This window comes from Methanospirillum sp., from assembly GCF_028679455.1.
Classification (GTDB): domain Archaea; phylum Halobacteriota; class Methanomicrobia; order Methanomicrobiales; family Methanospirillaceae; genus Methanospirillum.
Genome location: NZ_JAJRBM010000315.1, coordinates 1 through 8940 on the forward strand (window position 1 = coordinate 1; position 8940 = coordinate 8940).

Annotated in this window: 5 protein-coding genes; 2 read left to right on the forward strand and 3 right to left on the reverse strand. The window is 46.6% G+C overall.

Annotation, left to right across the window (positions count from 1 at the left end; translation table 11 throughout):
- Window positions 1-1020: nickel pincer cofactor biosynthesis protein LarC (gene larC / locus LUQ50_RS10910; protein ID WP_300039865.1), on the reverse strand; the 1020-nt coding region annotated here is incomplete at its 3' end.
- Window positions 1021-1067: 47 nt separating this feature from the next.
- Between larC and LUQ50_RS10915 the strand changes: the two genes are divergently transcribed.
- On the forward strand, window positions 1068-3485 hold the full coding sequence (locus LUQ50_RS10915; RefSeq protein WP_300039866.1) for a CDC48 family AAA ATPase: 2418 nt from the start codon (window positions 1068-1070) through the stop codon (window positions 3483-3485).
- Window positions 3486-3490: 5 nt separating this feature from the next.
- Here LUQ50_RS10915 and LUQ50_RS10920 read toward each other — a convergent pair whose 3' ends face one another.
- Together LUQ50_RS10920 and LUQ50_RS10925 are read right to left on the reverse strand one after the other, a co-directional pair.
- Window positions 3491-5626, reverse strand: a complete 2136-nt coding sequence (locus LUQ50_RS10920) for a DUF2298 domain-containing protein (RefSeq protein ID WP_300039867.1) — start codon at window positions 5624-5626, stop codon at window positions 3491-3493.
- Between the two features lie 73 nt (window positions 5627-5699).
- Window positions 5700-7127 carry a DUF2079 domain-containing protein gene (locus tag LUQ50_RS10925; protein WP_367278993.1) on the reverse strand — a complete coding sequence of 476 codons (1428 nt, stop codon included), beginning with the start codon at window positions 7125-7127 and terminating at the stop codon, window positions 5700-5702.
- 143 nt (window positions 7128-7270) lie between these two features.
- Between LUQ50_RS10925 and LUQ50_RS10930 the strand changes: the two genes are divergently transcribed.
- The gene (locus LUQ50_RS10930; RefSeq protein WP_300039869.1) at window positions 7271-8800 is read left to right on the forward strand and encodes a class I adenylate-forming enzyme family protein; all 1530 of its coding nucleotides are present in this window, start codon (window positions 7271-7273) and stop codon (window positions 8798-8800) included.
- Window positions 8801-8940: the final 140 nt, after the last annotated feature.

Below are 8940 nucleotides of genomic sequence, written 5' to 3' on the forward strand. Positions count from 1 at the left end.
GCCTGATTTACCTCCGATACAGACCATAACCTCTTCAAACTGCCGATCAGCGATGAACCGGTGAACAGCCGGGATGCATCTGACACCCAGTGTTCCGGTCTCCCGTGCCATGATCTCTGAAAGGTTCCCTGAATCTTCAGGTCTGCAGATTACTCTGATAAGATGTCCGGGTCTGCCTTTTTTCATCGTCAACGGAGTGGCACAGGCATCCCTGGCTCCTTCGTCCATAAGTTTTCCAAGCAGGTATCCGATGATCTCCCCGGGAACATCATCCACATTGGTTTCAAGAATATCTACAACATCACCAGTCCCTTCTGATGACGTCGTGAGAAGGATCATTCGCAGGACATTGGGGGCATCAGGATCATCGCGATCACCTGCTCCATACCCGATTGCTTCAATCCTTCCCGGAGGAAGGGAATCAAGGGCTCCAGAATTAAACTCTGCCAGCAGGGCTGCTCCCGTCGGAGTACAGAGTTCTCCCTGACCACCTCCGAGTTGTACTATCAGACCTCCTTTTGAAAGGATTGCAGCGGTTGCCGGTGCAGGGACCGGATATGAGCCATGGGCCATCGTTACCCTTCCTGAACCGGTTGTTATCGGAAGCACCCTGACCTGTTCAGGTGAGATAGAATACATCGCCATGCATGCCCCAAGCACATCAGCAATCGCATCATCTGCCCCGACTTCATGAAAATGGTCCATCTTTCCATGAACTGATCTCTCTGCAGATGCAATCCGGTGAAATACCGATTCAGATCGGGTGATAACTTCCGCAGGAGCATCAGCTGAACGGACCCGCTCAAGAACCTCATCAAGGGTTCGTGATGCATGCCCTGCATGGGTATGAATTTTTGTTGCCCGGATACCCGCTCGGGAGACCACCTCAACTGTCGGAGTGGTCACCACAGACGCCATTACCCGTATCACCGAATCACGGTCAGCACCAAGGTTCAGGAGAGCACCGATGAACATATCGCCGGCAGCCCCGTGAAACGGGTCAATTGCGAGAATCCTCATGAATTGCTATACTTATAAATCCACGGATATATGATTGTTAGGTAATAATGGTGGAATCATATCTTAAAGTTGATAGTGCATATCCCGGAGATCAGGGAGGGGGAAAGGCCCGTCTTGATCCAGAGACGATGCTCCAACTCAAGCTCTCTCCCGGCGATATCATCCATATCTTTGGGAAATCGCCCACCGTTGCCAAGGTCTGGCGTGCCCAACTCAACGACTGGAACCAGAATAAAATACGCATTGACAATTTTACCAGGACCAATGCCAATGTCTCAATCGGAGATACGGTAAAAGTTTCCCGGGTAGAAGAGATCATCCCTGCCTCTGTTGTGGTTCTCGCCCCTCCTGAAGATCTCCCCAGAAATATCCCACCTGCTGACCCGACCACGATACATCACAATCTGATAGACTTCCCGATTGCTCTCGGGGACTCGGTTCCGGTTGCGATCGGGCTCCCGTTTATTCAGCCACAGATGGTCTCATACAAAGTGATCGAGATCGAACCACGAGAAGCGGTCATTATCTCACAGAAGACCGAGATTATTCTTTCAGACAAGCCGGTGAGCGGGTTTGAAGGGATCAGTCAGATTACCTACGAGGATATCGGCGGGCTCAGGGAAGAACTTCAGCGGCTCAGGGAGACGATCGAACTGCCGATGCGTCACCCTGAACTCTTCCGCAGATTGGGTATTGAGCCCCCGAAAGGGGTGCTGCTCTTTGGTCCACCGGGCACGGGGAAGACGCTCATCGCAAAAGCAGTTGCAAATGAGTCGGGAGCCCATTTCATCCCGATTGCCGGACCTGAAGTAATATCAAAATATTATGGAGAGAGCGAACAACGTCTTCGCGAGGTCTTTGACGAGGCTGAAGATAATGCACCTGCTATCATCTTCATCGACGAACTGGACTCTATCACCCCAAAACGTGAAGAAGTAACCGGCGAGGTTGAACGGCGGGTGGTTGCCCAGCTCCTGACCATGATGGACGGGCTTGAGGAGCGGGGAGAGGTCATCGTGATCGGTGCCACGAACAGGCTCGATGCAATTGATCCTGCCCTTCGCAGGCCAGGAAGGTTTGATCGGGAGATCGAGATCGGGGTTCCGGCAGAACCAGATCGACATGATATCCTCATGATCCACACCAGAGGTATGCCCCTGGCTGATGATGTAAACCTGAACGACCTATCAGCACGAACCCATGGATATACTGGTGCAGACCTAGCCGCCCTCGCCCGTGAAGCAGCAATCAGAGCTCTCCGAAGATATCTGCCGGAAATTGATCTTGACGAAGAGGAGATCCCTCAGGAGATCCTGGAGAAGATGGTGGTCACCGGAAAGGACTTCAAACAGGCTCTCCGGGAGATTACGCCTTCAGGAATGCGTGAGGTCATGCTGGAGGTATCGCATCTCAGGTGGAGGGATGTGGGGGGTCTATCAGGAGCCATCGAAGAGATCCGGGAAGCAGTCGAATACCCTCTGACCCGGAGAGAACAGTTTGAGGATCTCGGTATCCACCCCCCACGGGGAGTACTCCTGTACGGACCTCCCGGTACCGGAAAGACCTTGATCGCCAAGGCAGTCGCAAATGAATCAGGAGCAAATTTCATCGCGGTACGGGGTCCCCAGCTCCTTTCCAAGTGGGTAGGAGAGTCAGAACGGGCAGTCCGGGAGATTTTCAAGAAAGCACGGCAGGTATCTCCCGCAATCATCTTTTTTGATGAACTCGATGCGCTGACACCGGCACGGGGAACAGCGGGTGACAGTCACACGATGGAGAGTGTTCTCAACCAGTTCCTGACCGAGATGGATGGCTTGCAGGATCTTCGTGATGTCGTGGTTATGGGGGCAACAAACCGGCCTGACATCATCGATCCTGCCCTGCTCAGGACCGGAAGATTCGACCGGCTGATCTTCATCGGTGAGCCTGATACCAAAGACCGGGTGGAAGTGATGCAGATTCACACCAGGATGATGCCGATTGAAGGATCAGCAATCGAAGACCTGGTGAACCTAACCGGGACGTACACCGAAGAGGATATCGAACAGGTTGCAACGGTGCTGAACCGGGAGGCCACATACTCATCAGGAGAGATCGCAGAAATTCTTAAACAGCATGGCTCGGGTAACGGAACCCTGAGCCGTACGGTCAGGAGAAAGTTACTGCAGGAACTCTGGATTAAACTTGGAATCCAGGTTATTGATGAAAAGACAGAGGCGCTTTTTTCAGATATTGCAGCAAAAACATCTGGGTTTGTCGGAGCAGATATTGAAGGGCTCTGCCGTGAAGCAGGTATTTTCGCCATGCGTGAGCAGTCACGACAGGTAAAGCGGGAACACTTCGAGCAGGCACTTGCAAAACTTCACCCAACCATGAATGATAACCTCCGGGAAGTATACCAGAAGATTCAAAAATACTTCAAGGGAGGCATCCCGAAAGAGATCCAGCCCCCTGAATACCAATAATTTTTTTAGGAGTAATATGGCGGACGCCAGATTACCGTTGAATTTTCATGGAAAACCGGGACAAATCCATACTGGGAGTAAATACCTGGATTTTGGATTTTATAGATCGTGATTTCTGGAATACCAACATAGAGGAGGGTTGCATGATGCTTCGCCATCAGTTCTGCTGCCCGTTCTGGCTGGAGATACATAAGGACTGAATCCTCACCCCGTTCATGGGTTACATCCGTTCCCTGGTATACCCTTTCCCTAAAATAACTCCCCATAACCGAAGGAATTCCAGTATATGTGGATACCCGGGAAAAATATTTTGCGGCGTCGTCCTGATCGAAATTCATCGGGACTACTCCTTCAACAAGTACCTCCCCTACGGGTAATGTTTTGAGATAATCAAGAGCATCAGATTCTTCCTGTCCAATATATTTGCTAACAAAATCCGTTCCATCAAGACTCGGAGGCCAGAGAGGTCCGCTTGAGAGTAGTATAACAGGGAAGAGAAGAGTAAATCCTATGATACATACCGAGATAACCTGATATCCCTGTTTTGAAGAAAATATCTTACACTGCTCAAGCATCCCCCCAAGAAGTGAAAATGAGGAAATACCAAGCAGGATCCATGAGGCAAAATAGAATTTATAGGTCGTATTTGATCGATCAGGAGCCCCATTCTGTACCATTGCAAAAAACTCGCAAAACAGGATGCAAGAAAGCCCTGCAAATGCCAGTATTTCTTCAATTCTGTTAAACCGACGTGCAATAAGGTAAATCATCGGTAGTACAACAAGTGCCGCTGATATGAAACCGGTTAATGCAAGGAGCAAAGGAATTCCCAGGAGTAGGGGCTTTTTTACAAGATCATTTCGGAGATATACAAGGAGCAAAAGGATAAACAATCCATGAATCAAAAGAAAATCTAAAGGAGCAGACGGAGTGGGGAGAAATGTAATCCCTTGCATTCGCTGATTATTCAGTTCGAATAGAAACGGTAGGTAGGTCAATATGGATACAACCGGTGTTATGATGCTGATGAAAAAAACTGCAGACGCAGAGTCATCAGATATGAACATTGGATAACCCAAAGATGATCGCAGGTGGGCATACCACTCGAACAAACGCGACCGAAACGATTCAGATCCCGGAGACAACTGCCGATACGAGATTATGAGGCCGGTAAAAAAAGCAATGGGAAGGTAAATAAGAACATCCCAACTGTGAAGAGGGATGAGGGTTCCCAGACAAAGAGCCAGAATCAGGCCAATCCCACCCCTTGACAGGATCCCAATCTGTTTCCATGAGGTAAATCCATAAATTAACAGGAAAATTATCAGACACTGGATCATCATAGCAACCGCATAGGGGCGGGGGCTCCCGATAAATAGAGCCGAAAGTGGATTTTCGGTAACTGCCCCTGGAAGAATCCGGGTCGTGCTGTCGAGGATAAACCTGAGTGGTACCTTACTCTGAATTGAAATTAGTAATAAGATGAAAAATCCAGGATATGAGATAAAAAGCAGAGAAAGTGGAAGATACCGAAACCGGTTCATAAGCAGAGAAGAACAGGAATATATCATGACTGCTGACATGGCAAAAACGGTTGGGATTACAAGATTATACACAACCGATGCTGGTAATCCGAGAAGATTACCTGGGATAGCAAACATCCATGCTCCAAGATAATAATACCAGGAAAGTGTTCCTCCTGCGAACCATCCATCCAGAGGAGGAATCTGGGGAGTATGCATCATCGAGGAGAGGATCATCGAATCCATGAACTTCTCATACGAGATGTCGATAGCAGAATCATACCATATCTTTGCCAGGAGGGTGAGAATGAATGTTCCATAAAATAGTGCATACCACCGCCATTCACTTTTCAGATCAATTATCCGAATGAAACCTTTCCCAGCGATATAGCCAAACAACACAATAAAAGGAACCAGCATTAATAAAACAGGTGCCCCAACAAGTGCCAGGTACCACGATATGACTGTAGCAAGGAGGAGTGAAACCGGAAATGAAAGAGGAACTGCAAAATTCCGGGTTACTCCCTTCAGAAACGGCCATGTTGATAATTGAAGAAACAGGAGCAGGATAAACCATTCTGCGAGAATAATTAATTGCGATAATAGTGATATTGCCATATCTTTAATTCCTTAAAGCATTTTAAATTCTAACCAATTTTTTTCATAATACTATCCAGAGACGTCCCATATATCATAACCCCAGAAGATATTCCTGAAGATATGGTTTTCTAGGATTTGAAAGTACGACGATCTCATTCTTTTTTATGAGAGGTATCCAGCCTTGATATTTTTTTAGATCAGGTTCAAAATATTTCGCATACCCGGTACCGGTCTCTATAATCACATAATCTGCATCAGGGTGGTACCCATACTGAAACGCTTCAATTCGCCCTGCCAAGTGGGGGATCACATTGTCCTGAGTTACAATCGCTGCATTTCCGGGGATATGAGCAATAATTGAATCCAGATATTGATACTTATCTTTGTGAGCCTGATCCAGATAATCCGGGACTACCATCGAGTAGGAGATGAAAGGACTAATAATTAGAAAACTTATTATCGAGCTGGAGAAGAGGAGAATCTGGATATATTTGAATAAGAATTCCCGATCTTTTACCTGAAGAAACCGGGAAATTTTTAGTAACCCATACACAGTTGCCAGAATGATAACCGGCTGAAACATTCCCGGGTAATGATACTGGATATCCAGGAAGGAAAAGGCGGGTGATAAAAACACTTCAAGAAACTGAAACATTCCTACCAACAGGATTTCAGGGGCCGCAAATGGAATAAAAAGCAAGGGTAAGAACGTTTCAGCGAATAATACAACTCTCTGTTTTCCGTAGGGGGTAAAATTATCAACAAAATTCTGAATGTAATTGGATGATAATGATGATGACGAAGCGAAATATGGTATCACTACCGTTATTGAAAGTATTGTAAATAGTAATGCAAAGATGATTAAGATCAGATGGGTGATTTTAAAAATCCCACCCCGGTTTTTTGAAAAAAACAAACCATATACACCGATCATCCCTGGTAGAAGAGCAACATCTTCTCTCACCAGAATCAGGGTCAAACCAGATATCAGATACAACTTCCACCGGTTACTGATAAGTCCATACCAACAGGAAAAAAAGAGAAGAGGCACGAAACAGACGACTGAGAAATTGTATAAGTTTATTCCATGTATCGCAGGAGAGAGCAGGTAGATAAGTACCAAAAGGAATGAGAGCCGATTATCAAAGAGAGATTTACAGATGTAAAACAATGGTATCGCAGCGAGGCCCAGCAGCAGGGTACTGATATAATAAAATAATAAGGGATGCTGAAATATCAGATAGAAAGGGACCAAGGCCAATAATATGGGCGAGTTGTGTGCCCCGAATGAACAGTGATACATAGTATCCACCGTATTTGTAAAAAAACCTCCCTGATGAATAGTCATCCAGAATGACTGTTCAAAAATCGCAAGATCGTGAGTCGAGAGATAATGCGTGTGTATAAAGGTAACCAGCAGCCCCATTCCAAGGCAATATACTGCTATAAAGAACCCAATAATCAAGAGAGGGTTACGTAACCCGTTTTTCCCAGAGAGAGATGATAAACCAGACTCCATGATGGTTACAATCCTGACGAAAACTCCAATATATTTCTTGTTTTTTTACTATAAAGACTCAAGATCTCTTTCTGCATGCTTAATCTGGAAAATCATCAGACACGACATCTATATGCACCAAAGCACATATCTGTGAATCATACATGTTCAATATCACTTCTTTTCTTGATATTCGTGCACATGAACATCCGGAAAAAACGGCACTTATTCATCCATCTCAAAAGATTTCCTATACCTGGAGAGAACTCCATGACGCAGTAGTACATACTAGTGAAGGATTGGCAGAGAGAGGAATTACCAAGGGAGATCGGGTAGTCCTGTATCTGGACAGTTCCGCCGGATATCTCATCTCATACTTTTCACTCTGGAGAATCGGGGCCGTGGTGGTTCCCGCCAATATCGTGTACCGGGAGGATGAACTCAGGTATGTTGTTGAGGACTCAGGTGCCTGTGGGATCATCACCGATGGTACTGGAAGAGAAGTCGCCGAAAAAGTAGCTCATGCTCTTGGTGTATCACATCTCATTATCTCCGGTGGAGATGAAGAGAACTCACTGGAGAATTTACTCAAGTCATCGCCGCTTCAATATCCTTGTCCCTGCAAATTAGATGACATCTGTCAGATCCAGTACACATCAGGAACAACCGGAAAGCCCAAAGGAGCAATGCTCACCCAAGGGGGATGGGCTGCTGCATTGGATGCCGAGAGGGACGCCCTGGAACTCATCCCCGACGATATCTATCTTGGTATTTATCCCATGGGGCATGTAGGAGTCAGTTGGGGAATATCAATCCTTAAACAGGGGGGAACCTGGATCATCATGGAACGGTTCCACCTTGATACCTATCTCAATCTTGCAGAGAAATATCAGGTAACTATCCTTGCTGCGATGCCTCCGGTCATCCACAGCATTATGGATACTCCCCCGGAGACCGAGAAGAAACTTAGATCAGTCAGACGGATTATCAGTGGAGGAGGGCCAATGCATGCTCCAACCTGGCGAGCCTTCCATAAACGATTTGGTACCCCTATCATCAATGCATATGGGTTGTCTGAGACAATAGTCATTGGATCAGGGACAGTAATCAGACCTGAGCACTACCCCACCGCTGACGAGTATAACAGTGTCGGCACTCCGGTTGGCTATGCCGAGGTAAGGGTTGTGGATGAAAAAGAACCAAACAGGACTCTTCCTCCGATGGAAGCAGGTGAAATTGCTATAAGGGGTCCGGCAGTTGCACTTGGGTACTGGCAGAAGCCTGAAGAGACTGCGGCAGTGTTCCTTCCAGATGGATGGTTCCTTACCGGGGACATTGGATATATCGATAAAAACGGAATGCTTGTCATCACAGACAGGAAAAAAGACATGATAATCATGTCAGGATGGAAGATCTACCCGACTGAAGTTGAAAACTCCCTGATCCTCCATCCCGACATTGATGATATTGCGGTCTTCGGGTGTCTGGATGAGGAGAAAGGGGAGATCCCAGCTGCTGCAGTTGTCCCCCGGGAAGGATGTACCGTTACCCATGAAAACATCGTTGCATTTGCAAAACAACATCTGGCTGGGTATAAAATACCTCGTAAGACAATAATTGTGGACAGCCTCCCCCGGGTCGGGGGATGGAAATTACTTCGAAGAGAATTGAGGGATCAGTACTGCAACACCTGATAACCAATCATTTTTAATGAAAATCGTAAGTATTCAGCTATCTGAAGCTTTGATTAAAACTCTTCCTTTTTCTACAAAGTTCGCTCCATTCATTTGACATGTTTGAATAGCGGATGCAAGTACTTCAATATTTCTCGTCC